Raw genomic sequence first — 26,080 nt, forward strand, 5'->3', positions numbered from 1 at the left:
TGCACTACGTATCCACGTATACTGAAATGAACGTTTTTTGGGACAAAGGGGGATTTACTTACATGTATGAAAAATGGAAAACGGCTTTTCTTACCATATCAACACTGTTTTTAACCTTTTCTCTTGTACTTCACCCCCAAGCTGCTTTGCAAGCTTCCATTCGAGGGTTAAATATATGGTGGGAAGTTGTATTCCCTTCACTTTTACCGTTTTTCATCATTGCGGAACTTCTAATTAGTATTGGTGTTGTAAAATTTATAGGTGTTATATTAGAACCACTCATGCGACCACTTTTTCGCGTTCCAGGGATAGGCGGATTTGTTTGGGCAATGGGAATGGCTTCAGGATTCCCTGCTGGCGCCAAATTAAGCGCTAGACTACGTAAAAGTAATCAGCTAACACAAATCGAAGCAGAACGCCTCGTATCTTTTACAAACTCATCTAATCCACTTTTTATTTTTGGAGCTGTTTCTATCGGTTTTTTCAATAATCCGAAATTAGGAATCGTATTAGCTGCTGCACATTATTTAAGTAACTTTGCCGTCGGGTTATTGATGCGTTTTTACGGCAATAACAATATTTCCACGAAGGATCAACATCCTACTAAAAAACGTCCTTTTCAAAACCCTTTTTCAGTCCTACACGAGACGCGCATGCAAGAAAAAAGACCATTAGGAAAATTACTTGGGGACGCTATCGTTTCTTCTATTCAAACGTTACTTATGATTGGTGGATTTATTATTTTATTCTCTGTTTTAAATAAAATGATTACTGTATTTCATATTACAGCAGCACTTTCTTTTATTATGCAACATATTTTATCATTCTTCCAACTAACTACAGAATTTAGTATTCCAATCTTATCAGGCATTTTTGAAATGACACTCGGTAGCCAAATGATTAGTCAAATAAATGAAACACCCCTCCTGCAGCAAGCTATGGTAACAAGCTTTATTTTAGCGTTTAGCGGCCTTTCTATTCAGGCACAAGTTGCTAGCATATTAGCTGAAACAGACATCCGATTTAAGCCCTATTTTTTCGCACGAATTATCCAAAGTATTCTGGCTCCTATTTTTACTTTTATATTTTGGAAACCATTTTATGAAAAAGTAAGCTCTTTTTCACCTATGCAAAAAGATATCCCCGTATTTTTATCGAATCATTCTCCTATACTGCAAGAAATTTGGACATCTTTTGTACACTATGGACCGATCTTTACTTTATTTTGTTTATATGTATATGTTATCTTATTATTTTTTCGTAGCAACAAAGAAAAACCCCGTTCACTTTAACGGGGTTTGAAACTTTTCTTTTAAAGCACGTTCTACAACAGGAGGTACAAGATCTACTACGCTTCCTCCATATCTCGCAACTTCTTTCACAATGCTCGAGCTTAAAAATGAATATTGGTTATTTGTCATAATAAAAAAGGTTTCAATATTTTCATCTAATTTTCGATTCATAGAAGTAATTTGCATCTCATATTCAAAATCAGAAACCGCTCGTAACCCACGCAAAATCGCGTTTGCATTACGCATTTTCGCATACTCCACTAGTAGTCCACTATGTGAATCTACTTTTACATTCGGGATATCCTTAGTTGCTTCTCGAATTAAATCTAAGCGCTCTTCAACTGAAAAGAACGGTTTTTTTGACGAGTTGTTTAAAACTACTACGTATACCTCATCAAATACTTTTGCTCCCCTTTTAATAATATCTAGATGCCCAAGGGTAATTGGATCAAAACTTCCCGAAGAAATAGCTATACTAGTCATTCCGTCCCCTCACCTTCATACTTATAAATCGATATTGCTGTAATCCCATAATTTTCAGCTCTTACTTTTACAAGACTCCCTATAGAATCAGGTAAAACCACATCATTACCATGCTCTGACATAATTAATCCATCTCTATGCAGCAATCCATGTTGATCCATCACACTAATTAAAGATACAATTTTTTGATCTTTATATGGAGGATCAATTAATATAAGATCGAATGATATTTCACGTTTTATAAGAGCCTTTACCGCACGTTCTGCATCATTTCGATATACTTCAGCTTGTTCCTGTATTCGACAACTTTCTAAATTTTGATGGATTACTTTTATCGCTTTATTATCTCGATCAACAAAAATTGCTTTATCAATCCCTCTACTTATAGCCTCGATTCCAAGACCACCACTACCGCCAAATAAATCAAGAGCGATACCACCATCAAAATAAGGACCTATCATATTAAAGATTGATTCTTTTACTTTATCTGTCGTTGGACGTGTTGTATTGCCTGGCACCGCTTTTAGTGGATGCCCTTTACATTTTCCTGAAACTACTCTCATCTGTTGTCACTACCTTTATTTCAATCTATCGAGCAATTATAGAAAACCTTTCTCCATTCGGTAACCGCTACCAAACTATACTATTCCATGAAATTTCACATTCATCTCTCAACGAACAATAGGAGAACTTTGGCTTAAAATAACCGCTCTGCATTTTTATGTATTCATCTCACCATGCGCTAACACGAACCCATTATGTATATTCGTTTCACTTTATCTTTTTTATCCTATCATAAAATAAAAAAAAGAAAAATAAAAAGCCAAACATAAAATTTAATTTCATGATGTATATCTTCATTTAGATTGGACATAAATAATTATAACAACATCACCTTCGATGTTGTTGCCAACCGCGGAGAAGACTTACGTTTCCCCATAAGTTCTTCCTCCGGTTTCTCCTCTCCCTTTGCCTTCTTACTAGTACATGCTAGTATAAGAAGGGCCCTGCTTTGCAGGGTTTTTTTTCTTTGTCTACTTTTCATTTAAAAAGTGAGATGGTACAGTAAGTAAAAGAAAGAGGAGGAAAAAATATGATTCAACGCTTTATAGAACTCGGAGAAGGCTACTCTGATTTATATGAATTACTTGAAATTGCCAAAGCAAATCAAGAACGTATAACACATATGTTACAATTTGAAACGATTAAAAATGAAAAAAAAGTGTGCTCACTTGTTGTAATATTAAAACCAACTACTACTGGTGATTTCCAACCATTATACATATGTCGTGAAGGCATTCCTGTACTTGAAAATAAAAAAAGTAAACGCGTCATTTTATTTGAAGAAACGGCAGAACAACTAGGAAGAAAAGTGACTACCTTTACGGTAAAACCATCCACAACTTTCCCAGAAAAAGAACTGTTTTTCAATCATTTAATTGGTATTTTACGAATGAATAATTTCATTCCTCCAATGAAATAAAGTGTTACTTCAAGTAAAAAAATCCCCTACTAAAATTAGCAGGGGATTTTTTCTATTAACTATAATCGTATTCTTTTGCCCGATCAGGACGTGAATTTTCAAATTCCGTTTTTAAATACGGGCGGTACGACTGTTCTATCTTCTTCACAAAAGGAAGTTTGTTCAACTTTTGCATCATATGCTCAATTTGTTCCATATCACAATATACTACTGCGTATTTTAAGCGTTTTGATATGTAATGTATGTTACCATATTTCCTTAAAATCTTGGCATGTTTCAATGAATGTAAATAAACAATCATACTTTGTCGTTGCCCGAACATAATCTTCTCCATCTTCTCCTTTTAAAAACATATATTTTATATTTTATGAAAACCAATCAGAAATTTATGACATTACAGGACAAACTCTGTATACGTTTTCTTCTATCTTCTAAAAAACGGGGTAATTTACCCCGTTTTACAGCCACAACCTCCGCCGGTACCACAACCGCCACCACAGCCACCAGCATCAAAAAATGGATTTCCTGTTGGAACTTTGATGGAAGAAGACACCTCAGAACCGATTGCTACACTAACTTCATCTAACAACTTTTGCAAAGCTGTTTCTACTCGTTTAAAAGCTGCAACCTTATCATGTAAGTCTACAGAACGCTTTAACTCCCTCATTTTCGTCGAAACGAAAGTATAATCAGGATGGTATTTACCGAAACGTTGCACTTCTTCATATCGTTCTTTCATCGCTGTAAATTGCTGAATTAACGTCTGAACTTCCATATCTTCATGCAATTCTTTATAACACTTACGATAGTCTTCTGCTATATCTGAACAGATAATCGCTTTTGCAAGCTGCTCTGCCTTATCTAATATCAATACGCTTTCCAGCGTCGCTACAATCATGAGAGACACCTCCGAGTATTCATCATACCACATTTAGAATAGAACTACTAATTGAAGTGTCTCACTAAACAGAAAGATATCACTCTAACTATTTTCCGTATAATCCCAGCACATACTTATACATTAATATGTTCCGCAATATTATATTTCAGAACATCCCATTTCCCACTATTTTCTTTCACATAACTAATACATGCATTTTTTAATGGTGTCTTAAACGAAATATCTTCCGGTGCAATTGCATGTAAAATTGCTTTTATCGCATGTGAATGAGCTACAATGATAATACGTTTGCCAGAATGGGTTTCTGCAACATCTTTTATAGCAGCAAAGCAACGAGTTACAATCTCTTCATCTTGCTCCATACCTTCTACTTTACCTTCTGCAATTAGCTCCCTAACAGTCGCAACCGGCTTCCCAGAAGCTTCACCAAAATTACGTTCAACAAATCGCTCATCTAATAAAATCGATTGCAATCCTGCAGCCCCTGCAATTTCCTTAGCTGTTTCGTGCGCTCTAATTAATGGGCTACTTATAATTACATCCCATGCTTCCGCTTGCAAAGCAACTGCACTTTGACTTGCTTGCTTCTTTCCCACTTCATTAAGTGGAATATCTTCACGTCCCTGAATAATCTCTTGAAAATTCCAATCAGTTTGTCCATGTCGTACTAAACAAATTTCCGTCATGCTCATGCTGCAACTCCTTTTTAAATAATCCGCTTCTATTGTATCAAAAGTTCTGCATGACGGACATAGTTTTCCCTTCCAATTATGTTGTATTTTGCTGCTTCATATACTGAAACATATCGATCATAATGGAGGCAACTGCCAATTGGTTTTGAAATTTCTCAACTTTATCTGGTATCGTTTTTTTGAAATGCTGCATAGCCGCTAACTCAAATGCCTCTTTTTCTTCAGGGTTTCGCGTTAGTTTTCTATACCAGTACGGTTGCTCCCTAATATAGCGAGATAAATCCTCATCAGCCTTTATAAACTCCATAATTTCTGCTCTCATCCGCTTTCCCCCTAATCCTTCTGAAAGAAAAATGGATTATTTTCGGAAGTACTTTCTTCTTGCCGCGCGGGCTTCCCTTGAAATTGTTGAAAAACTTGTTGCACACTACCAATAGCACTCGTCACATTAGCTAAATGGTGTTGCATCTGTTCCACATCTAGCTTTTTAAAGAAAGAAAGCATTTGTCCCATCACATCAGCAGTTTTTTCCTCTTCAGTTCGATTATCTTTTTCTTTTTCTTTTTCTTGTTTATTTTCTTTTACCGAAGAAAAAGCTGGCGCTCCATCAGGCCTAAAAGTTGCCCATATCGGATCTTCTTCACCAAGTAAGTACCATTCTTCATAAAACTGTTGCCAAGTTTTGTGACCACTTCTAACCTCATGAACCATTTTAGGGTGATGGTTTACAAACTCTTTAAACTGTTGAACCGATGGATGTAACGGCCCTTTTGTTGTTGGCATAATCCTCACCTCTTCATGTATATCTACTATATAGTAAGAAAAAAAAGGCACATGGTTCGCCTATTTTTAGACGATTCATGCACCTTTTTATCCTGCTATTTGCATACGGTAAGATTCCGACCTACAATTCAGTGAATACGAAGTACTTAAACGTGAGGTGTCCCCTACACAACTTAAAATTTCACTTTATTTCCGAATAAAGTTTTGTGTATAAAACTTATCGTATACCCCAACACCTAATCCTGTAAATTGTTCATTTAATACATTCTTTCTATGCCCTTCACTATTTAACCAACCTTGCACCGCCGCAATTCCATCACTATGTTGCGCCGCTATGTTCTCACCAGCAAGTTGAAACCCTACTTTCCCGCGCTGTAAACGATCTCCTAACGTACCTAATGTAGGTGAATCGTGTGAAAAGTAATTATTATCCTTCATATCTTTACTATGCCCTATAGCCACATCTGCTGTTTGTTGATCCCAAGCTAACAGCGGTAACTTATGGCGACTTCGAATAATATTTGTTAAATCAAAAATTTGTTGCATATTCCCATTCTCTATTTGTTTCATTTTATCTGGAGTCAATGGTTGTTCAGCTAGTAATTCACCCGAATAAACAAGCTGATACGGTCTTTGGCGTAATAACGTTTCATCATCCATATAACGAACACCAACAAGCTCATGTGTAAAATGATCAAAATATAATTGTGCCCAGCCATCTTCTACAGGTATTAATGGTTGTTCCATCACTTCCGTGTCAGATAACTCAAATTGATAACTATTTTTCCCTCTTTTTAACGAAATCTCATGCGAGAGTGGATTCTTTTTATACACTTCTTCATACTTTTCATTTATATAATAAGGCGGCACCTTAACTTGCTCACCAGCAACATACGCCGTTACAACTTTTCTTTCTGCAACCCCAAATTGCACATACTGAGTTAAATCTTGATTATATACCCACCATTCATATCCGTAAGCAGATGGCTCTATTCGAGATGGTTCGCCCCATTTTGCTAATAAATTTTCAGAGTCCCCACCAATCATATTTAAAACAGTATCGGAAGAGTCTTCATTTACTTGTTTTTTCTTTTTCACAATTTTATTTTCTTGCTTTGATTGAGATGGGGTTAATATATATTGTGAAACGAGTAATTTCCCGTATAAATCAACAGCTAAAATTAAAAATGTAATCATTACGATACGCAATAATTTCTTCAATCGATATACCTCCTGCACAAAACATAAAATTGAGATATACACAAATCCTTTTCTTTCCTTTTTTGTGTGTACCGTACTCTTTTCACTATATCATATTTTCGCAAAAAAAGTCTGGATTCTACCTTTTCTCTCAATATGAATTGCACTTTCTTATTATTCATACTATTATAAAAATAATGTTGTAACATGAAAAGAGGAGGTATTATATGCAATTTACAAATACGAAATTTAATGGGGCAGTCGTTGATTTAACACTATTAACAGAGATTATGGAAAAGAACCATTTTGTACTTGCTGGACAGTGGGATTATGAACGAGTTACATACGATTATAAATTTGAAATATTAAATGATATTTATTATTTGCGCGTACAAGGTTTGGCTGTTGAAGGTGATGTTGGTAGCAGACACGCTGAAATAAAGCTACTTCCTCCCTTATTAGGAAAACATTATTATCCTCACGGCGTTGAATATGGTGATGGTGAAACTTTCCCAACGAATGTACTTCAAAAAAGCGAACAACTCCTACAAAATATCGAAAAAGAGTTAAAAGAATTCCAAATCATTGAATAAAATAAAAGTGAGTGCATCATATTGATGCACTCACTTTTATTTCGTTTGTAAATACGGCGGCAATTGTTGCAACTGCTCTTTATCCTTTTCACGCTCTCGACGCGCCCATCGAAAGAATACATAGCCTATAATTGTGCCATACACTATTTCCTGGACAATTTTCATAATGATGCCACCTGTTTGTTGGTCTTGTACGACTGGCATCCAGTGTAAAAATTCTGGTCCCGTTATATTTAAATCTGATAAAGTTCCCGCCGGTACACAAAGTTCCATCGCCTTCATCCAAGCAGCCGGATCCGTATACGTTGCAAATAATGGCGCCGTCGCAAAAATGATTAACGCGCAAGCTGGCGTTAATAATATACCGTTAGCAAACATATAACCAAGTTTCTTTATATCACTTAACGTTTGATATTCTGGTAATGGATTTAGCATCGGCCACCACATCATGATTGCCGTAAAGAACAATATAGCGAGACAAATAGGATGAGCAATTTGACTTTGTTTTACTGTATCAAAAACAACTGGTAAATGATAAAAAGAAAACAGGCCATTAAATACAAACAATGCAATAAGTGGCTTAGCAAATATCTTCAATATAATTTGAACGAACTTAAAAGAAGTAATATAACGATATAACCAAACTGGTATACCAAGCAACAATAACGGTGGAACTGCAATATACATAACTGCCATTTCAAACATATGTGCACTAAATATAATATGACCAATTAAATCAATAGGCCCTCCCTTTACAAAATACAAAAGAACAATCCCGGTCGTAAAATAAAAAACTTGCTTCTTACTTACCTTTTTCGCATGTTCAAATCGCATTCTATATGGCCCAATAATTAAAAAGTACCCGATAAGGATCGAAAGCATAAATAGTAAAAAGATTGGACTCCATAGAGCTTGAAAACCAAATATCCACAAGTTACTCATTGTCACACCTACCTTCTTAAGGTTATCCTTTCACATAACATGAAGAGGGAGCTGTGACGACACAAGCTCCCTTATTTTTCACTTTTCAAATCCACACAATTGTCATAAAAGCTAAAATTGTAATTAACCCGATCAACAGACCAGAATAAAGAAAGAAACTTGCCGCTTCATGTCCTTTATGACTCATATGCATAAAATAATACAATTGAAAAATTACTTGTACCACTGCTAATAGTAAAATAAATGGTACTGAGAAAGTCGGACTAAAAGTTTTCGGATATGCGACTGCTGCAAATGCAACTAATGTTAAAAAAATCATTAATGCAAATGTAATAACTTGATGCTTCATTTCCTCCGCACTTTTTCTCTTCCGATAAACAAGATCAACTTTAGGATTATTCATTTGCTTTATCGCCATTGTTTATCCCACCATTCCCATCAAATATACTACAGTGAAAATAAACACCCAAACTACGTCAATAAAGTGCCAATAAATCGATGCAACATAAAACTTCGGTGCATTGTATAAATTTAGACCTCTCTTCGCATTTCTAAAGATTAATGTTAAAATCCAACATAATCCAAACAATACGTGGAGACCATGTGTACCAACAAGAGCATAAAACGCGGAACCAAATGCACTACTTCTCATAGTATGCTTAAATTCATGCGTATAATGATAAAACTCATATATCTCAAATGCTAAAAACCCTAAACCTAGCAACACTGTTACTAATAGCCAAAGTTGCATTTTCTTAAAGTTAAAGTTTTTCATATGATACATCGCATATACGCTCGTTAAGCTACTCGTTAATAAAAGCATCGTCATAATGAAAACGAGTGGCATTTGGAACATCTCTTGAGATGTTGGTCCACCATTTGTAGAATTCTTTAACGCTAAATATGTGCCAAACAAGGATGCGAACAATACTGTTTCGCCTCCAAGAAATAACCAAAAACCGACAAACTTATTTTTTCCCTCAAGGGTTGCTTTTTCAGGCTCTGCTGGAAATGTTTCATTCGTTAATTTTTCATCTACATGCATTATGCCTTGCCCCCCTTATCTTCTAAATCTTCCTTATGAATATGATATCCATGATCATCGATTACTGAACGTAGGAACATTGTACCAAATGTAATGATTAAACCGATAATTGCTACTAATAACCAAAACTTATCTTTTCCACCCTGCATATACATTGCACCGAATGCCGCTATAAACAATCCTAAAGAAATGATAAATGGTGAAAACGATGGATTTGGCATATGAATATCACCAATTGGTTCCGCCGCTGTCATCTCTTTATTCCCTTCACGTTTTTCAATCCAAAACGGATCTAACCCGCGAACAAATGGTAATTGTTTAAAGTTATATTCTGGTGTTGGTGCTGGCATTGTCCATTCTAATGTACGTGCATCCCATGGATCACGACCAGCCTTTTCTTTTGAAACTGTCGTTTTAATTACATTGAATAGAAGAACAATCGTTCCAAGAGCCATAAATACCGCTCCAATAGAACTAATCATATTCCCCATTTCCAACCCTTGGCCTTCAAGATATGTGTAGTAACGACGTGGCATACCAATTAAACCAAGGAAATGCTGTATGAAGAACGTTAAATGGAAACCGATAAAGAATAGCCAAAATGTTATCTTTCCTAACGTTTCATTCAATACTTTATTAAACATCAGTGGCCAATAATAATGAGCTCCTGCAAGTAAACCAAATACAACACCGCCGACAATTACATAATGAAAGTGAGCTACTACGAAATAGTTATCATGAAATTGATAATCCGCTGGTGCAGATGCTAGCATAACACCTGTAACTCCACCCATTACGAATGATGGAATGAAAGCTACTGCCCACATCATCGGTGTCGTAAAACGAATACTTCCTCCCCACATCGTAAAGAGCCAGTTGAATATTTTAATACCGGTCGGTACTGCAATCGCCATTGTTGCAACTGAGAAAATAGCATTTGCAACTGGACCAAGTCCAACAGTAAACATATGATGCGCCCATACCATAAATCCTAAGAATCCAATTAATACTGTCGCGAACACCATCGACGAATAACCAAATAATCGTTTTTTCGAAAATGTCGCGAAGATTTCTGAGAATATTCCGAAAGCTGGGAGTATAAGAATGTATACTTCTGGATGACCGAAAATCCAGAATAAATGCTCCCATATAATCGTATTCCCGCCCAATGCTGGATTAAAGAAACTTGTTCCAAATAAACGATCTAACATTAAAAGTCCTAATCCTACAGTTAATGGCGGAAAAGCGAATAATATTAGAGAAGATGTTACAAATGTCGTCCATGTAAACATCGGCATACGCATATACGTCATTCCTGGCGCACGCATATTAATAATGGTTACAAGGAAGTTAATACCTCCAATTAATGTACCAATACCGGAGATTTGCAAGCCGAGTACATAAAAATCAACACCATGGCCTTTAGAGGCTAAAGCTAAAGATGCATAAGATGTCCAGCCTGCATCAGGTGCTCCACCTAAAAACCAACTTAAATTTAAAAATACTCCACCAAAGAAAAATAACCAAAATCCGAGTGAATTCAAAAACGGGAACGCTACATCACGTGCACCAATTTGAAGTGGTACAGCGGCGTTCATAAATGCAAACACGAGTGGCATAGCTGCGAGGAAAATCATTGTTGTACCGTGCATCGTTAATACTTGATTATAAGCATCCCCAACAAGAAAAGCGTTGTTAGGAATCGCTAATTGAAGGCGAATAAATAGAGCTTCTATTCCGCCTATTATAAAAAACAATCCACCTGCAATTAAATAGAGAATGGCAATCTTTTTATGGTCTACTGTCGTTAAATAATCCCATATGACAGCACCCATCCCCTGTTTTTTTGCTACAGAACTCACGTTTTCAACCTCCCCTTCGCGAATAATCCCTCTTTACTTTTCAACTTTTAACGTTTGTAAGTATGCATTTAATGCATCAATTTGATCATCCGTTAAGTTGCCATATTTACCAGTCATTTTATTTCCTGGTTTCATATTTTCAGGATCTTTCAGCCATTTTTTTAAGTTTTCTTCATTGTTTTCGGCAATACCGGCAACCATATCGCGATCCGCAAAGTTTGCTAAGTTTGGTGCGATACGAGCGGAAGGTGGTCTACTATCATTAGATCCAACTGCGTGACAACCAATACAGCTTTTATTAAATATTTCTTGGCCCTCTTGCGCCTTTGTTGAAGCTAATTCTTTCTTCCCATCAATCTTCTTCATATCAGCAAGCCACTTTTTGTACTCGCTTTCATCTAAAGCTTTCACTTTGAATTGCATTAAAGAATGTGATGGGCCGCAAAATTCTGTACAAAAACCATTATAAGTGCCCGATTTATCTGCCTTTAACCACATTTTGTTCACATTGTCTGTATTTGTATCCATTTTCCCAGCTAAAGATGGAACCCAAAACGAATGTTTAATATCGGCACCCTTCAAATTCAAATACACTTTCTTACCTGTGGGGATGACTAAATCTTGAGAAGTTACTATTTTTTCTGATTTATAAGAAAATTCCCACCAATAAAGATTCGCTGTTACATCAACAACGATAGTATCTTTATCAATATTCTTTTTCTCCATCGCACTTACATCAGCAAGTTTGAATGTATATGTAACCGTCGGAACAGCTAAGATTAACAAAAGAATAATCGGAATAACTGTCCAAATAATTTCTAGTTTGTGATTCCCTTCAACTTGCTCTGGAATATAATCTTCCTGACCTTTCTTTTGTCGGAAACGCACAATTACATATAAGAAAATAATAGTAACTACTAGTACTACTCCTACCATAATCGCAGTTGCTAGTAAGAGCAAATCATATTGCATTTTTGCTACTTCTCCTTGCGGAATTAAAGTAGATTGAAAGGCTTTACCGCATCCCCCTAACAGTAAAGCCAGCAGTGAAACGAACGAAAGCAGTCGCCACTGTTTCTTCATACAAACAACCCCCACTTTCCTTGTGAATTAGATTGTACTTTATAGTTAAGTAAAGTAAATCTCAACGTAAAGAAATCCAATTATGTCGTTGTCTTAGAAGAATGTAACTACAATCATTGATACAAATAAGATTGTTAAATAATTTAGGGAATAAACAAACATTTGTACGGACCATTTGATGTCATCTTGCTTACGGAAGCCATAAAATCCTAAAACGATCCATCCGATGTTTAACAATGTTGCAATTACCATAAATGTTATCCCTAGTCCACTCATATAAAATGGTAGTGGTAATAAACATACTGTCCAAATCATAATTTGGCGTTTCGTAATTTCAAATCCATGAACTACAGGAAGCATTGGAATTCCTGCATTTCGATATTCATCAACACGTTTCATCGCTAATGCGAGAAAATGTGGGATTTGCCAAATAAACATAATTAAAAATAACATCCAAGCAATTGGATGGCCTAAAGATGGATCGATTGCCGCCCATCCAATTAAAGGTGGAACTGCTCCAGATATACTACCTACAACAGTATTTAGTGTATACTTTCTCTTTGTCCATAACGTATATAAGACAACATATGTGAAAGCACCAATAAATCCCATTAATACTGCCATTGGTGTTGTTAATAATAAAAATACAAATCCAAGAAGTAATATAACTAGTCCAAATGTAAGTGCAAATCCCGGTTTATACTTTCCAGTAACCGTTGGACGGGTTTTTGTTCTTTCCATTAACGGGTCGATGTCTCGATCAATGTAGTTATTTAAACAACATACCCCTGCCATAATTAATCCAGAACCAACGATTGTAAAGAATAACTTATCCAGATTGTCCATTACACTTAATCCATTAAAATGTAATGCCAACCAAAATCCTGTAAATACAGTAAGTGTATTTGAGTTTACAATCCCCATTTTAACGAGCGCTGATAAATCTTGTAGCCGAGTTGTTTCCGGTACACTTGTAACAGCTGACTCATCATGCAGCTCACTTGTTGCATGGTTCATCACTTTAACCCCCTCTTAAAACTTTCATCTTTCTTTTTGCGCCTATTTCGAATGAAATATTTCGCTTCTATATAGCAATATTATTACAGTAGAAATATTGTTAACCCATTCTACTACTAATCTACGCCCATACTCCAATATATTAAATCATATTTCCCGAACATTTTGTGAAGAAAACATGAACTTTTTGTGTCGAATATAAAAAACTTAATTCTTACTTGTCCTTATCATAACATGATGTTACCTTCTATAATAAACTTTTTTGTCATATTTAACACGTATTCTCCTCATATCTTTTCAAAATAGCCTGTTTTTCACCTAAAAATTCCCTTATATATCCTATTTCCACACCCATTTTCTCTCCCCTGTCTGCCCCCGCCATTTCTTTGCTATTTTATTATTTTTTATATATCATAGGAACTAGCGCTTTTTATTCTATACATAATGGAATGAAAATATTTCGCAATAACTTCATAGCAGAAAGATGGTGAAATAGATTGCAACGCTTTATTAAATGGTTAGCAGTCATTACGAGTCTTGATTTATTAATAGTTTTACTAGGAGGCGCCTTAGTTACAAAAACAGGTTCTGGCCAAGGGTGCGGTAAATCATGGCCACTTTGTAACGGTGAATTTGTTCCATCTAATTTATCAATGGAAACTATTATTGAACTAAGTCACCGCCTTACATCAGGATCAGCAGGAATTCTTGTCACTCTCCTTTGTATTTTGTCCTGGAAATATTATAAACATGTGCGCGAAACAAAAACGTTAGCAATTTTATCCTTTGTATTTTTAGTTGCACAAGCATTAATGGGAGCGGCAGCAGTTGTTTGGGGACAAATGCCAGCTGTACTTGCTATCCATTTCGGTATTTCCTTAATTTCATTTGCTTCTGTCATTTTATTAACGTGTCTTATCTTTGAAATTGACCAGAAATTTGATGCACGTTCACTTATTATGGACAAAAAAATGAAATTTCATATTTATGGTGTAACAATTTACAGTTATATTGTCGTCTACACAGGTGCTTTAGTACGTCACGAACGAGCTAGCTTAGCCTGTCCAGACTTTCCTTTATGTAGCAAAAATAGACCTATGCCAACTCAACTACATGAATGGGTTCAAATGGGACATAGAGTTGCAGCGATGTTAATTTTCGCTTGGATACTATACGCAATGATTCTCGCTATTCGCCATTACAAGCAACAGCCTGTCGTATACTGGGGATGGATCATTTCATTTATCCTTGTTACACTTCAAGCGATCGTGGGAATTTTAGTCGTATTTACAAATGCTAATTTAGTAATGGCATTATTACATTCACTATTCATTTCTTGCTTGTTTGCTGTACTATGCTATTTAGTTATGTTAGGTACAAGAAGTAAAGTGAATGCAAAAGAAGCTGAATCAACTTCTAAACAAACAAAATAAATTTAAATTAAAATACCTTGCCGAATTGGCAAGGTATTTTTTGCGATAAAAAAAGAGCTGTATTTACACAGCTCTTTTTCTATTTTAGTGATCTAATTCAATCAGTAAGTCACCCGTTTGAATTGCATCTCCATCGTTAACATATACTTTTTTCACTTTACCATTGAACGGCGCTTGAACTGTCGTTTCCATTTTCATCGCTTCTGTAATTGCCATAGAATCGCCTTTTTTCACTTCATCGCCTTCTTTTACAACTACTTTAATAACCGTTCCTGGCATTGTTGCACTAATGTGGTTTGGATTTTCACGGTTTCCTTTCACACGTTGTGCCACTGTTGCTTTCACACTTTCGTCTTTCACAACAATCTCACGTGGTTGACCGTTAAACTCCAAGTAAAGAATACGATTTCCATCCGGCTGAGGCTCTCCGATTGATACTAGTTTAACCATCAATGTTTTACCTTGTTCGATTTCCACATTGATTTCTTCACCAAGTCTCATACCATAGAAGAATGTCGGTGTATCAAGCACAGATACACTTCCATAAAGCTCAGCAACTTTTTCGTAATCCATAAATACTTTTGGATATAATGCATATGCAACGACATCAAAAATCGTCACTTCGCGTCCAAGCTTATGGAATAGCTCTTCTTTTAACGCGTCGAAATCTACTGGCTCTAATAATTCACCCGGTCTTACTGTTAATGGCTCTTTCCCTTTTAAAATAATTTCTTGCAACTTTTTCGGGAAACCACCATATGGCTGTCCTAAATCTCCTGAGAACATTTCAACAACAGATCCTGGGAAGTCCATAGAATGCCCACGCTCTAAAACATCTTGTTCTGTTAAGTGATTTTGAACCATAAATAATGCCATATCACCGACAACTTTAGATGATGGTGTTACTTTAACAATATCGCCAAACATGTCATTTACACGACGATACATTACTTTCACTTCGTCGAAGCGATCTCCTAAACCAACCGCCTTCGCTTGTTGTTGTAAATTACTATACTGTCCGCCTGGCATTTCGTGCATATATACCTCTGTATGAGGAGCATTCATACCACTTTCAAACGGCGCGTAGTATTTACGTACATCTTCCCAGTAATGAGATAGTTTTTCTAATGAATCTACGTTAACGTCTGGCTGTCTTTCGTTTCCACCTAACGCATAGTATAGCGTGTTTGCGCTTGGTTGTGACGTTTGACCAGCCATAGAACTTACTGCCACATCGACAATATCAACACCTGCTTCAATTGCCTTTGTATACGTTAATATACCATTTCCACTCGTATCGTGTGTATGCAAGTGAATCGGAATCGATACCGTCTCTTTTAATGCAGAAACTAAATCATATGCCGCATTAGGTTTTAATAAGCCTGCCATATCTTTAATTCCTAATATATGTGCTCCTGATGCTTCTAACTCTTTTGCTAAGTTTTTATAGTAATTTAAATCATATTTACTACGTAACGGATCATGAATATCTCCTGTGTAGCACATTGTTGCTTCTGCAATTTTACCAGTATCCCGTACAGCATCAATCGCAACTCTCATACCTTCTACCCAGTTTAAACTATCAAAAATACGGAACACATCAATTCCAGCTTGAGCAGAACATTCCACAAACTTTTGAATTAAATTATCTGGATAGTTTTTGTAACCAACTGCGTTTGAAGAACGAAGTAACATTTGGAATAAAACGTTTGGCATTTTTTCACGAAGATCTAGTAATCGTTCCCATGGATCTTCTTTTAAGAAACGATATGCAACATCAAACGTTGCACCGCCCCACATTTCCGCTGAGAATAGGTTCGGTAACATTCTCGCTGTCGGCTCTGCAATTTGATGTAAATCTTTTGTACGAATACGCGTGGCAAGTAGTGACTGATGTGCATCACGGAATGTTGTATCCGTCAAAAGTACACGCTTTTGATCTTGTACCCATTTTACTAATCCGTCCGCTCCACGCTCATCCAAAATTTGTTTCGTTCCATTTTGAATCGGCTCTGAGTGTAATACATTCGGTATACGAGCATCCGGGAAAATGGGTTTCTCTTTTTTCCCTACTCCTGGGAAGCCATTTACTGTTACTGTCCCAATGTAATTTAACATTTTCGTTCCGCGGTCTTTACGTTTCGGGAACAGGAATAGTTCAGGTGACGCATCAATAAATGAAGTGTCATATTCTCCTGATAAGAAGTTTTTATGTTTTACTACATTCTCTAGGAATGGAATATTTGTTTTAATACCACGAATACGGAATTCTTTTAAGTTACGTTCCATTTTCGCAGCAGCTTGTTCAAAAGTAAGTGCCCATGTTGTAACTTTTACAAGTAAAGAATCATAGTACGGTGTAATAACAGCACCTTGGAAACTATTACCTGTATCAAGACGAACACCGAAACCACCGCCTGATCGGTATGCCATAATTTTCCCTGTATCCGGCATAAAATTATTTAGTGGGTCCTCAGTCGTTACACGAGATTGGATCGCAAATCCATGAACAACTACTTCCTCTTGCTTCGGAACACCTACCATTTTACTATGTAATGCATGTCCATCAGCTATTAAAATTTGCGATTGAACGATATCTACCCCTGTGATCATTTCTGTAATTGTATGTTCAACTTGAACACGCGGATTTACTTCAATAAAGTAAAACTCATCACCTTTTACAAGAAATTCTACTGTTCCTGCGTTTAAATAATTTACATTTTTTGTTAATTTCACAGCAGCATCACAAATACGCTGACGCAAATCATCTGAAAGCGACACACTAGGTGCGATTTCTACCACTTTTTGGTGACGACGTTGTACAGAACAGTCACGCTCGTATAAATGAACAACATTGCCCTCTTCATCTGCTAAAATTTGAACTTCTATATGTTTAGGTTTTTCAACGAATTTTTCAACGTATACTTCATCATTACCAAAGGCTGCTTTCGCTTCTGACTTCGCTCGATTATACGATTCTCTTAATTCTTCACTAGTACGTACAATACGCATACCACGACCGCCACCGCCAAGGGAAGCTTTAATAATAATCGGGTAATCATACTTTTCAGCAAATTCTCCAACTTCTTCTACTGAATTTACCGGCCCATCACTACCAGGAATAACTGGAATTTGTGCTAGCTGCGCTTGTGTTCTTGCTTTCACTTTATCTCCAAACATATCTAAATGCTTACTCTTTGGACCAATAAAGATAATCCCTTCTTCTTCACAACGTTTTGCGAATTGAATATTTTCTGACAAGAAACCATATCCAGGGTGGATTGCATCTACATGATTACTTTTCGCAATCTCAATAATGCCCTCAATATCTAGATAAGCATCAATTGGCTTTTTCCCTTCCCCAACTAAATAGGACTCATCGGCTTTATAACGATGATAAGAACCACTATCCTCTTTAGAATAGATTGCAACTGTTTTTAATCCAAGTTCCGAACAAGCTCGAAACACACGAATTGCAATCTCTCCACGGTTAGCTACCAATACTTTTTGAATACGTTGCAGCTTTGTCATGATTTTCCCCCTCTACTTTCCTACCACTCTAGAGATAAAATATATACACACCCTAAAGAGCGTGAAGTTCTTCACTTTCTACATTATATTATACTTAGAAAGCTTCACTTTATTTTTATCCATCATACCTTATTTTTTAACAAATGATAAGTTTTCTGATCAATTTGTTTCACAAAAATAGTATAGCATACCTCTTCCTTTTCTAACAACTTAATTGTATATCACATTTAATTTAATGTGATATATTTTTTCGGTGTATATACCAATTAACGTATCCTTTTTAATGTTTCTTGCACATAAAAAAACACATCGCGCTCTAAAGCACAATGTGTTTTTTATTTTACTACAACAAGACGCGGTCCATCTTGCTCTCTTTCTTTCATTATCTCATTTTGTTGTTTCTCTTGTCGTTTTACATGACTAGCAACATTTAATAATATACCCATCGCAATTAGATTAGCCAATAAAGAACTACCACCATAACTAATAAACGGTAAAGGTACTCCTGTAAGTGGTATTAATCCAGACATACCACCAACATTAACAAAAGTTTGTATCCCAATTAAACTTGCAATTCCGATTGCAATTAAACTTCCAAATGGATCTTTACACTTCTGTGCTACTCTAAACGAACGAATGATAATAAGTAGTAAACAGATTAAAATGATAGCTACACCTATAAAACCTAGTTCTTCAGATATAATCGCCATAATAAAATCCGTTTGCGGCTCTGGTAAGTAGCCATACTTTTGTATACTATTTCCTAGTCCTCTACCATTTAACCCACCTGAGGCAATTCCAATAAATGAATTTATTAATTGAAATCCATCTTTTTGCGGATCACTAAATGGATCAAGAAAAACTGAAAATCGAGCTTTTTGGTATAGACTTAATTTATAGTTTCCGATAAAATACAACGCCGGAATCCACACGACAGATGTTAATAAAAATCTTTTAATCCACAAGTTAACATTAACTCCTGAACAGAAGAACATAATTAACACTGTTCCACCTATTAATATGTCAGTCCCTAAGTCATTTTGTAATAAAATTAATACCATCGATCCACCGACAACAAATATAGGAGGTATTATCCCTTGAAAAAAAGGGGTTTGCCTCTCTTGTTTCTTAGCAAAAAAACTTGCTAGCGTAATAATAACTGCTATTTTTACAAACTCAGCTGGTTGTATACCTAGTATCCATCCTTTTGCACCATTGATTACCTTACCGAAAAGGAAAGCTGCTGTTAGTAAGCCCAGACTCCCTAACCCCATCGCTGTAAGAACTATTTTTTCCCTCCAAAATTTGTAAGGAATTACAGCGACAATCACTAGTATTACCGTTCCAATAGCAAGAGCAACTAATTGTTTTTTAAAAAAGTGATCTGCTGGCCAGTTATATTTCGACGAAATCGCGACAATGGAACTAGAACTATATACCATTATAACTCCCAACACACATAAGATAACAAGAGGAAGTAATAATGAATAATCCATTGATTTCCATACTCTTTTCATTTCATTTCCTCTTTCTGTTTCAATTTAATTATTGTTGTATTCCATATGTACATTGATTCTTCCTGCTTTATTATACAAATAAAAAGCCCAAACTATTTCAGTTTGAGCCCCCCTATTTGAACCCGTTATTGTTGTTTGTTCGTAAATGCTTCATGAAGTGCAGATAACTCACGTTCAAGCTCTCCTAACATTGCTTTCCCTTGTTCTTCTGCAATAAGACCAAGGCGAACTGCAAAATCGACCTCGCGGGATAGTCCAAACATTTGTGTGTCTAACACTTCTTCATATAATGGACATTGCGGCATTGTAAGATTGTCCATTTGCACCTTAATAAGTCTTAAAATCTTCTCCGCATCCGCTTGTAGAAGGGCTAGTGCCTTTTCCTGATGATTTGATACTGTCTCAGACGCCAAATTGATTCCCTCCGTTTCCGTCCTACTCTCTCCTATCTATTAATATTAGCGATAGTTTTAGTAAATTGCAATAGAAACATTTTTTGTGACAACCGTGTCTAATGCTATTATACTGAAAAGTGGGAGTATAACACAAATGGGGGAACAACAATGAGCGAAATTTTATTTATTAATGGAAAAGTTCGTTTTCCAATCACTATCGATCCAACTGTTTGGATCTTTGATGATCGAAAAGTAGATTTGACAACTTACTTTGACGAAACAAGAGAAAACACTTCAGAACTAGAAGCTTATTTAAAAAACACTTCAGAGCATTGGGATCGTGAAATCCGTGATGGTGCTGCGTTTCCACCGATACAACAAAGTGTAAAGAAATATAAAAAAGAACAACTAATTACTGGAACGTTCGGTATACCATTTCATCCATTTCTTGCTAACGCCGAAATTTCAGAGGACGCTACGCAAGTCGAAATTGAAACAGTAGATCAAACAATAATACTTCCATTAGAAACTGTGGAAAATGCTATTCTTGGTTTTTCAAAAAAAGGAAAGCCATTAAAAGAGGATGGACCTGTTCATCTATATTACAATGATGGATCTAATAGACAAAATCCAATCCGTAACATCCGTAAATTTACAATTATTTAAAGTGTATACTTGGAAGAAAAAGGAGTGAGCCTCAGCTCACTCCTTTTATAATAAATCCGCTGCAAGTTGAGCTAAATTAGACCGCTCCCCTTTAACAAACTTTACATGACCACTAATACGTTGCTCTTTAAACTTTTCTACAACATATGTTAAACCATTATTATATTCATCCAAATACGGGTGATCAATTTGCTGAGGATCTCCCATTAATACAATTTTACTTTTTTCTCCTACCCTTGTTAATATCGTTTTCACTTCATGCTTCGTTAAATTTTGTGCTTCATCAATTATAATGAACTGATCTGGAATACTTCTCCCACGTATATAGGTAAGGGCCTCTACTTCAATCGAACCCATTCCAGCTAAAATAGCATCTAACTCTCCTGGCTTTTTCGTATTAAATAAATACTCTAGATTATCAAAAATCGGTTGCATCCACGGTCTTAACTTTTCTTCTTTTTCTCCTGGTAAATAACCGATATCTTTTCCGACTGGAACAATTGGCCTTGCGACGAGTAGTTTTTTATATAGTCCTAAATCTTCCGTTTGCATGAGTCCTGAAGCCAACGCGAGTAATGTTTTTCCTGTACCAGCTTTCCCCGTTAACGTTACTAGCGGAATATCTTCACGAAGCAACAATTCTAACCCCATAATTTGCTGCACATTTCGTGGTCGTATCCCCCATACTTGTTCATTATGAAAAATAAGTTTCTTTACCTTCTTACCTAAATGATCCACAATGCCAAGCGCTGAACTAGATCCCCCTAATGCATCTTTCATTACTACAAACTGATTTGGATAAAAAGGGTGATTTGCAATTTCGGATAAAGGCAATTCACCTTTTTCATAAAAATAATCTAATTGCTCTTTTGATATATACCCTTCTAAAAATCCTGAATATATATTATCTACTTCAATTACACGATCACTTAAATAATCTTCCGCCTTCAAACCAATTGCATCAGCTTTTACCCTTACGAGCACGTCTTTACTTACTAAAATAACAGACTTCCCGTCCTCTTTTTCTTGTTCTTCTAAAGATAGATTTTTTGCTACAGCTAAAATTCGATTATCATTCGTTTTTTCTACAAAAATATCTTGTAGTTGAACAAATGAACGATGATTTAATTCAATACGAAATGTACCGCCGTTTTCTAACGGAATACTTTCATGCAGCTTTCCTATTTCACGAAATTTGTCTATTAACTTAGATACATAACGAGCGTTTCGTCCTACTTCATCCATATAACGTTTTTTCGAATCAACCTCTTCTAATACAACTGCTGGAATCACTACCTCATTTGTTTCAAATGAAAAAATAGATAAAGGATCCTGCAAAAGTACATTCGTATCTAACACATAAATTTTATCCAACCTGTTACCCCCTGACTCCACTTTTAAATTTGTAGAACAAGGGTTTCATCCATAAAACATGGACGAACCATTGTTATAATTATATGTACCGTATAAACGAGGTAGAATCGAAATTCATAGCCATTAAACCTTTTATTTATTTTTTATTCATTTCTATTCAATATATTACTTTTAATTATAATTATTAACATAAAATCACAATAACTGATTACAAAAGTTAATAACTTATTTTCTTATTTATCACATTTATAATTCTTTTATTCCTACTAACACTTGGTTATCCAGCTTTTTCGCTGCGCGAATATCATATGTTTTTTCATAGGTTGGCTCAGTTGCAAGCTTCGCTCCATAAAACATAACATCACGTACTTCTTGTACATTTACTTCTATTACAGTTAATTTTAGAGGAATGCCTTCCATTCTATCAGTCAAAATTTCACCTGCACCACTTATGGAAAATACGGATTCATTCGCCATTATAGTCAATACTAGCCCAGTACTATGACGTATATTTTCCACAATACGTGAACGTTGATCTACTGCAAATCGAATACTAGTTTTACTCACTGCATACACCCAAGAAATAGCACTTACGTTAGGAACTTGTTTTTCGAAGTCTGTTGTTGCTACCATAACAATACATTCTTTACGTAACGTTTGTACTAAATCATCTGTTAATGTAGGATCTACTACATTCGCCATATTTCCACCTCCAAATATAATTAGTATATCCTTATCATAACTTATTTTTCGAATTGCGAAAATATTATTTTTTCCCGCTATTATTCAAAAATATTACACTTCCATGATATACTTATACTGATAGAATTCGTATTGAGGTGACGAAATGAGAGTCAAATGTATGATTTGTGATAAAAAAGATATGTTAGATGATGAAAATCCTATGGCAAAAAAACTGCGTAACCGCCCTATTCATACATATATGTGCATGGAATGTTCGGAACGAATTGCAGAACGTACGATGGAACGTCATGCAAGTGGTAATTTCCGATTATATCGTGATAAAAAAGTCGAAGACGATTGGTAAAATGTAAATAAGTCCTTAATCATATAGATAAGGACTTATTTATATTTTTCAGGTTCACGATTCATTTGATCCAAAAAGCAATCAATAGCTTCTAATGGAAACCTGGCAGATTTTTTTTCTCCATTCATTTCATATGTAATCAAATACATTTCTTCGTTCTTTTTAACTTCCACATTCTTTAATTTATGTTCTTCATATATCATATTTTGAAATAACAAATACGTTTCTTTTGCAGCACAATCATATGGACGTGCTTCGGCAACTGTTTTAATCGTTAACCAATTATATAACGCATCTTGTACTGAACGCATAAAAATTCGCCCCCTCACCCAGCATTTTGTTGTCTTGCTTGACGTAAACGCAACCTATAAATCCCAAGTACAATTGCCGCTACAACAAGGCCCTCTCCAACAGGTAAAAAAACTGCAAAGAAAGTTAAAACTGTACACCCAATCGCTAACGATATATATATCACTATATTTTTTATTATTGATAGTTTTCTTGCAAAACCTAAATTATACACAAGTGCACTTAATATAATAATGATGCCATATAGCAACCACATCCCTAGTTCTGGATTTTCATCAACTTTACATAATTTCGCAAAAAACGACATTCTTTCTAACATCATTCATCCCCCTTTCTCACAAAAAACAAATTTTATTTATGTACTTAATACAAGAGTAACCTGCAAAAAAAATACTGTCCACAAAAAAGAGTAAATATTCCAAAAATAAATACAATAAAAAAACAGCTACCCCTCAAAGGTAGCTGTTCTATTATTTTACGCTTCTACAGATTTCTTTTTCTTAGCAGCTCTTTCGCGCTCGCTCTTATCAAGAATTTTTTTACGTAGACGAATTGATTCTGGAGTTACTTCACAGAACTCGTCATCGTTTAAGTACTCTAATGACTCTTCTAAAGTCATTAAGCGTGGTTTTTTCATTGTTGAAGTTTGATCTTTCGTCGCAGAACGAATATTAGTTTGTTGTTTCATTTTTACAACGTTAACTGTTAAGTCATTCTCACGAGTATGTTCTCCAACAATCATACCAGCATATACTTCTGTACCTGGTTCAACGAAGATTACACCACGGTCTTCAACTTGCATAATACCGTATTGTGATGCTTTTCCTGTTTCAAGTGAAACTAGAACACCTTGGCGACGTCCACCAACTTGTCCAGCGTGTACTGGTTGGTAGCAATCGAATGTATGGTTTAAAATACCGTAACCACGAGTTAATGTTAAGAATTCTGTTGTGTAACCAATTAAACCACGTGCTGGAACCATGAAAGTAAGGCGAACTTGACCGTTTCCGTTATTCACCATATCTAACATTTCACCTTTACGTGCACCCATAGATTCCATAATAGAACCAGTGTATTCTTCAGGTACATCGATTTGCACGCGCTCTACAGGCTCACATCTTACGCCATCAACTTCTTTAATAATTACTTCAGGCTTAGATACTTGTAGTTCATAACCTTCACGACGCATGTTTTCAATTAGGATAGATAAATGTAATTCCCCGCGTCCAGATACGATCCACGCATCAGGAGAATCTGTATTATCTACACGTAAACTTACATCTGTTTCTAATTGTGAACGAAGACGCTCTTCAATTTTACGAGATGTAATGAATTTACCTTCACGACCTGCAAATGGGCTGTTATTTACAAGGAATGTCATTTGTAGTGTTGGCTCATCGATACGTAATAATGGTAAAGCCTCTTCATGCTCAACCGGACATACCGTTTCACCTACGTTAATGTCTTCCATACCCGAAACAGCTACTAAATCTCCAGCTTTTGCTTCTTCAATTTCTTGACGTTTTAATCCAATGTAACCAAATAATTTCGTTACACGGAATTGTTTTACAGTTCCATCAACTTTCATTAATGCAACTTGTTGTCCTACTTTCATTGTACCACGGAATACGCGTCCAACCCCGATACGACCAACATAGTCATTGTAATCAAGAAGTGCTACTTGGAATTGAAGTGGCTCTTCGCTGTTATCAACTGGTGCTGGAATATGTTCAATAATTGTGTCAAACAATGATTTCATATTCTCTTCTTGATTTGCTGGATTTGAATCTAAGCTTGCTGTTCCGTTCATTGCTGATGCAAATACAACTGGGAACTCTAATTGATCTTCGTTTGCACCAAGTTCGATAAATAAGTCAACTACTTCATCAACTACTTCATCAGGGCGAGCGAAGTCACGGTCAATTTTGTTTACAACAACGATTGGAGTTAAGTTTTGCTCAAGAGCTTTCTTTAAAACAAATCGTGTTTGTGGCATACAACCTTCATATGCATCAACAACAAGTAGAACACCATCAACCATTTTCATGATACGTTCTACTTCTCCACCGAAGTCAGCGTGACCAGGTGTATCTAAAATGTTAATTCTTTTATCTTCATAGTGAATCGCAGTATTCTTCGCTAAAATTGTAATACCACGTTCTCTTTCTAGATCGTTTGAGTCCATTGCGCGTTCTTCAATATGTTCATTCGCACGGAACGTCCCCGCTTGACGTAATAACTGGTCAACAAGTGTTGTTTTACCATGGTCAACGTGGGCAATAATTGCTATATTTCGTAAATCTTGTCGTTTTTTCAACATGTCCAACTCCTAATGTCTTTTTAATCCTTCTCTATTATAAGAGCGAAGGGGATACAATGGCAATCAAAATAAAATCAAGAATGAAAATATAGTTGTATTCTTACTTTTGTG

Annotated in this window: 28 protein-coding genes; 6 read left to right on the top strand and 22 right to left on the bottom strand. The window is 35.8% G+C overall.

Annotation, left to right across the window (positions count from 1 at the left end; translation table 11 throughout):
* Positions 1–62: 62 nt before the first annotated feature.
* Positions 63–1,292 carry a sporulation integral membrane protein YlbJ gene (gene ylbJ, locus AC3WTA_RS07250; RefSeq protein ID WP_000273092.1) on the top strand — a complete coding sequence of 410 codons (1,230 nt, stop codon included), beginning with the start codon at positions 63–65 and terminating at the stop codon, positions 1,290–1,292.
* Here the strand turns inward: ylbJ and coaD are convergent.
* Together coaD and rsmD are read right to left on the bottom strand one after the other, a co-directional pair.
* On the bottom strand, positions 1,284–1,775 hold the full coding sequence (coaD, locus tag AC3WTA_RS07255) for a pantetheine-phosphate adenylyltransferase (protein ID WP_000200598.1): 492 nt from the start codon (positions 1,773–1,775) through the stop codon (positions 1,284–1,286). The two genes, ylbJ and coaD, sit on opposite strands and share 9 nt — an antisense overlap.
* The gene (gene rsmD / locus AC3WTA_RS07260; RefSeq protein WP_001266975.1) at positions 1,772–2,338 is read right to left on the bottom strand and encodes a 16S rRNA (guanine(966)-N(2))-methyltransferase RsmD; all 567 of its coding nucleotides are present in this window, start codon (positions 2,336–2,338) and stop codon (positions 1,772–1,774) included. Before rsmD ends, coaD begins: the two co-directional genes overlap by 4 nt.
* A 530-nt stretch (positions 2,339–2,868) precedes the next feature.
* Here rsmD and AC3WTA_RS07265 point away from each other — a divergent pair.
* The gene (locus AC3WTA_RS07265; protein WP_000616012.1) at positions 2,869–3,258 is read left to right on the top strand and encodes a DUF7147 family protein; all 390 of its coding nucleotides are present in this window, start codon (positions 2,869–2,871) and stop codon (positions 3,256–3,258) included.
* Between the two features lie 55 nt (positions 3,259–3,313).
* On the opposite strand, the gene AC3WTA_RS07270 is transcribed toward AC3WTA_RS07265, so the two are convergent.
* The 6 genes from AC3WTA_RS07270 to AC3WTA_RS07295 form a co-directional block, all read right to left on the bottom strand.
* On the bottom strand, positions 3,314–3,580 hold the full coding sequence (locus AC3WTA_RS07270) for a YlbG family protein (RefSeq protein ID WP_002080814.1): 267 nt from the start codon (positions 3,578–3,580) through the stop codon (positions 3,314–3,316).
* Between the two features lie 126 nt (positions 3,581–3,706).
* Positions 3,707–4,156 (bottom strand): YlbF/YmcA family competence regulator, encoded by a 450-nt coding sequence (locus AC3WTA_RS07275; RefSeq protein WP_000634355.1) that lies wholly within the window; start codon positions 4,154–4,156, stop codon positions 3,707–3,709.
* A 116-nt stretch (positions 4,157–4,272) separates the two neighbouring features.
* Entirely contained in the window at positions 4,273–4,845 is a 573-nt protein-coding gene (locus AC3WTA_RS07280) for a histidine phosphatase family protein (protein WP_033657734.1), read from the bottom strand.
* Between the two features lie 82 nt (positions 4,846–4,927).
* Positions 4,928–5,173, bottom strand: coding sequence for a YlbE-like family protein (locus tag AC3WTA_RS07285; protein ID WP_001200991.1), 246 nt, complete (start codon positions 5,171–5,173; stop codon positions 4,928–4,930).
* An 11-nt stretch (positions 5,174–5,184) separates the two neighbouring features.
* Positions 5,185–5,634 (bottom strand): YlbD family protein, encoded by a 450-nt coding sequence (locus tag AC3WTA_RS07290; protein ID WP_001143337.1) that lies wholly within the window; start codon positions 5,632–5,634, stop codon positions 5,185–5,187.
* Between the two features lie 186 nt (positions 5,635–5,820).
* A complete protein-coding gene (locus tag AC3WTA_RS07295; protein ID WP_000735386.1) occupies positions 5,821–6,855 on the bottom strand; it encodes a CAP domain-containing protein in 1,035 nt (344 codons plus the stop codon).
* Between the two features lie 206 nt (positions 6,856–7,061).
* Here AC3WTA_RS07295 and AC3WTA_RS07300 point away from each other — a divergent pair, with 206 nt between their 5' ends.
* Complete coding sequence (locus AC3WTA_RS07300; RefSeq protein ID WP_001160938.1) at positions 7,062–7,427, top strand: YugN family protein; 366 nt, start codon at positions 7,062–7,064, stop codon at positions 7,425–7,427.
* Positions 7,428–7,463: 36 nt separating this feature from the next.
* Here the strand turns inward: AC3WTA_RS07300 and ctaG are convergent, their stop codons facing one another.
* The 6 genes from ctaG to ctaB form a co-directional block, all read right to left on the bottom strand.
* Complete coding sequence (gene ctaG / locus AC3WTA_RS07305) at positions 7,464–8,369, bottom strand: cytochrome c oxidase assembly factor CtaG (RefSeq protein ID WP_000069010.1); 906 nt, start codon at positions 8,367–8,369, stop codon at positions 7,464–7,466.
* A gap of 85 nt (positions 8,370–8,454) precedes the next feature.
* A complete protein-coding gene (gene ctaF, locus AC3WTA_RS07310) occupies positions 8,455–8,787 on the bottom strand; it encodes a cytochrome c oxidase subunit IVB (protein ID WP_000985692.1) in 333 nt (110 codons plus the stop codon).
* A gap of 3 nt (positions 8,788–8,790) precedes the next feature.
* Positions 8,791–9,414 (bottom strand): cytochrome c oxidase subunit III, encoded by a 624-nt coding sequence (gene ctaE, locus AC3WTA_RS07315; protein WP_000557858.1) that lies wholly within the window; start codon positions 9,412–9,414, stop codon positions 8,791–8,793.
* Positions 9,414–11,249 (bottom strand): cytochrome c oxidase subunit I, encoded by a 1,836-nt coding sequence (ctaD, locus tag AC3WTA_RS07320; protein WP_170956742.1) that lies wholly within the window; start codon positions 11,247–11,249, stop codon positions 9,414–9,416. Before ctaD ends, ctaE begins: the two co-directional genes overlap by 1 nt.
* 60 nt (positions 11,250–11,309) lie before the next feature.
* Positions 11,310–12,359 carry a cytochrome c oxidase subunit II gene (gene coxB / locus AC3WTA_RS07325; protein ID WP_000745277.1) on the bottom strand — a complete coding sequence of 350 codons (1,050 nt, stop codon included), beginning with the start codon at positions 12,357–12,359 and terminating at the stop codon, positions 11,310–11,312.
* A gap of 93 nt (positions 12,360–12,452) precedes the next feature.
* Positions 12,453–13,376 (bottom strand): protoheme IX farnesyltransferase, encoded by a 924-nt coding sequence (ctaB, locus tag AC3WTA_RS07330; RefSeq protein ID WP_001015062.1) that lies wholly within the window; start codon positions 13,374–13,376, stop codon positions 12,453–12,455.
* Positions 13,377–13,873: 497 nt separating this feature from the next.
* Here ctaB and ctaA point away from each other — a divergent pair, with 497 nt between their 5' ends.
* Positions 13,874–14,809, top strand: a complete 936-nt coding sequence (gene ctaA / locus AC3WTA_RS07335; protein ID WP_001188735.1) for a heme A synthase — start codon at positions 13,874–13,876, stop codon at positions 14,807–14,809.
* A gap of 84 nt (positions 14,810–14,893) precedes the next feature.
* On the opposite strand, the gene pyc is transcribed toward ctaA, so the two are convergent.
* From pyc to AC3WTA_RS07350, 3 genes are all read right to left on the bottom strand, one after another.
* Positions 14,894–18,340 carry a pyruvate carboxylase gene (pyc, locus tag AC3WTA_RS07340; RefSeq protein WP_000164095.1) on the bottom strand — a complete coding sequence of 1,149 codons (3,447 nt, stop codon included), beginning with the start codon at positions 18,338–18,340 and terminating at the stop codon, positions 14,894–14,896.
* Between the two features lie 335 nt (positions 18,341–18,675).
* Positions 18,676–19,857, bottom strand: coding sequence for an FtsW/RodA/SpoVE family cell cycle protein (locus tag AC3WTA_RS07345; protein WP_000832769.1), 1,182 nt, complete (start codon positions 19,855–19,857; stop codon positions 18,676–18,678).
* Positions 19,858–19,982: 125 nt separating this feature from the next.
* A complete protein-coding gene (locus AC3WTA_RS07350; protein WP_000135698.1) occupies positions 19,983–20,270 on the bottom strand; it encodes an Fpa/YlaN family protein in 288 nt (95 codons plus the stop codon).
* A 150-nt stretch (positions 20,271–20,420) separates the two neighbouring features.
* Here AC3WTA_RS07350 and AC3WTA_RS07355 point away from each other — a divergent pair, with 150 nt between their 5' ends.
* A complete protein-coding gene (locus AC3WTA_RS07355; protein ID WP_001289801.1) occupies positions 20,421–20,918 on the top strand; it encodes a molybdopterin-binding protein in 498 nt (165 codons plus the stop codon).
* 45 nt (positions 20,919–20,963) lie between these two features.
* On the opposite strand, the gene AC3WTA_RS07360 is transcribed toward AC3WTA_RS07355, so the two are convergent.
* Complete coding sequence (locus AC3WTA_RS07360) at positions 20,964–22,292, bottom strand: PhoH family protein (protein ID WP_000358079.1); 1,329 nt, start codon at positions 22,290–22,292, stop codon at positions 20,964–20,966.
* A gap of 246 nt (positions 22,293–22,538) precedes the next feature.
* Positions 22,539–22,994: a PNPOx family protein gene (locus tag AC3WTA_RS07365; RefSeq protein ID WP_000024571.1), complete on the bottom strand. Its 456-nt coding sequence runs from the start codon at positions 22,992–22,994 to the stop codon at positions 22,539–22,541.
* A 145-nt stretch (positions 22,995–23,139) separates the two neighbouring features.
* Here AC3WTA_RS07365 and AC3WTA_RS07370 point away from each other — a divergent pair, with 145 nt between their 5' ends.
* On the top strand, positions 23,140–23,340 hold the full coding sequence (locus AC3WTA_RS07370; RefSeq protein ID WP_001995040.1) for a YlaI family protein: 201 nt from the start codon (positions 23,140–23,142) through the stop codon (positions 23,338–23,340).
* A gap of 35 nt (positions 23,341–23,375) precedes the next feature.
* Here the strand turns inward: AC3WTA_RS07370 and AC3WTA_RS07375 are convergent, their stop codons facing one another.
* The 3 genes from AC3WTA_RS07375 to typA form a co-directional block, all read right to left on the bottom strand.
* Positions 23,376–23,651 carry a hypothetical protein gene (locus AC3WTA_RS07375; protein WP_001258155.1) on the bottom strand — a complete coding sequence of 92 codons (276 nt, stop codon included), beginning with the start codon at positions 23,649–23,651 and terminating at the stop codon, positions 23,376–23,378.
* A gap of 14 nt (positions 23,652–23,665) precedes the next feature.
* Positions 23,666–23,968 carry a YlaH-like family protein gene (locus tag AC3WTA_RS07380; protein ID WP_000893657.1) on the bottom strand — a complete coding sequence of 101 codons (303 nt, stop codon included), beginning with the start codon at positions 23,966–23,968 and terminating at the stop codon, positions 23,666–23,668.
* A 156-nt stretch (positions 23,969–24,124) separates the two neighbouring features.
* Positions 24,125–25,969 carry a translational GTPase TypA gene (gene typA, locus AC3WTA_RS07385; RefSeq protein ID WP_000914755.1) on the bottom strand — a complete coding sequence of 615 codons (1,845 nt, stop codon included), beginning with the start codon at positions 25,967–25,969 and terminating at the stop codon, positions 24,125–24,127.
* Between the last annotated feature and the right edge of the window lie 111 nt (positions 25,970–26,080).

It is taken from the genome of Bacillus sp. EB106-07-01-XG149 (assembly GCF_058791555.1).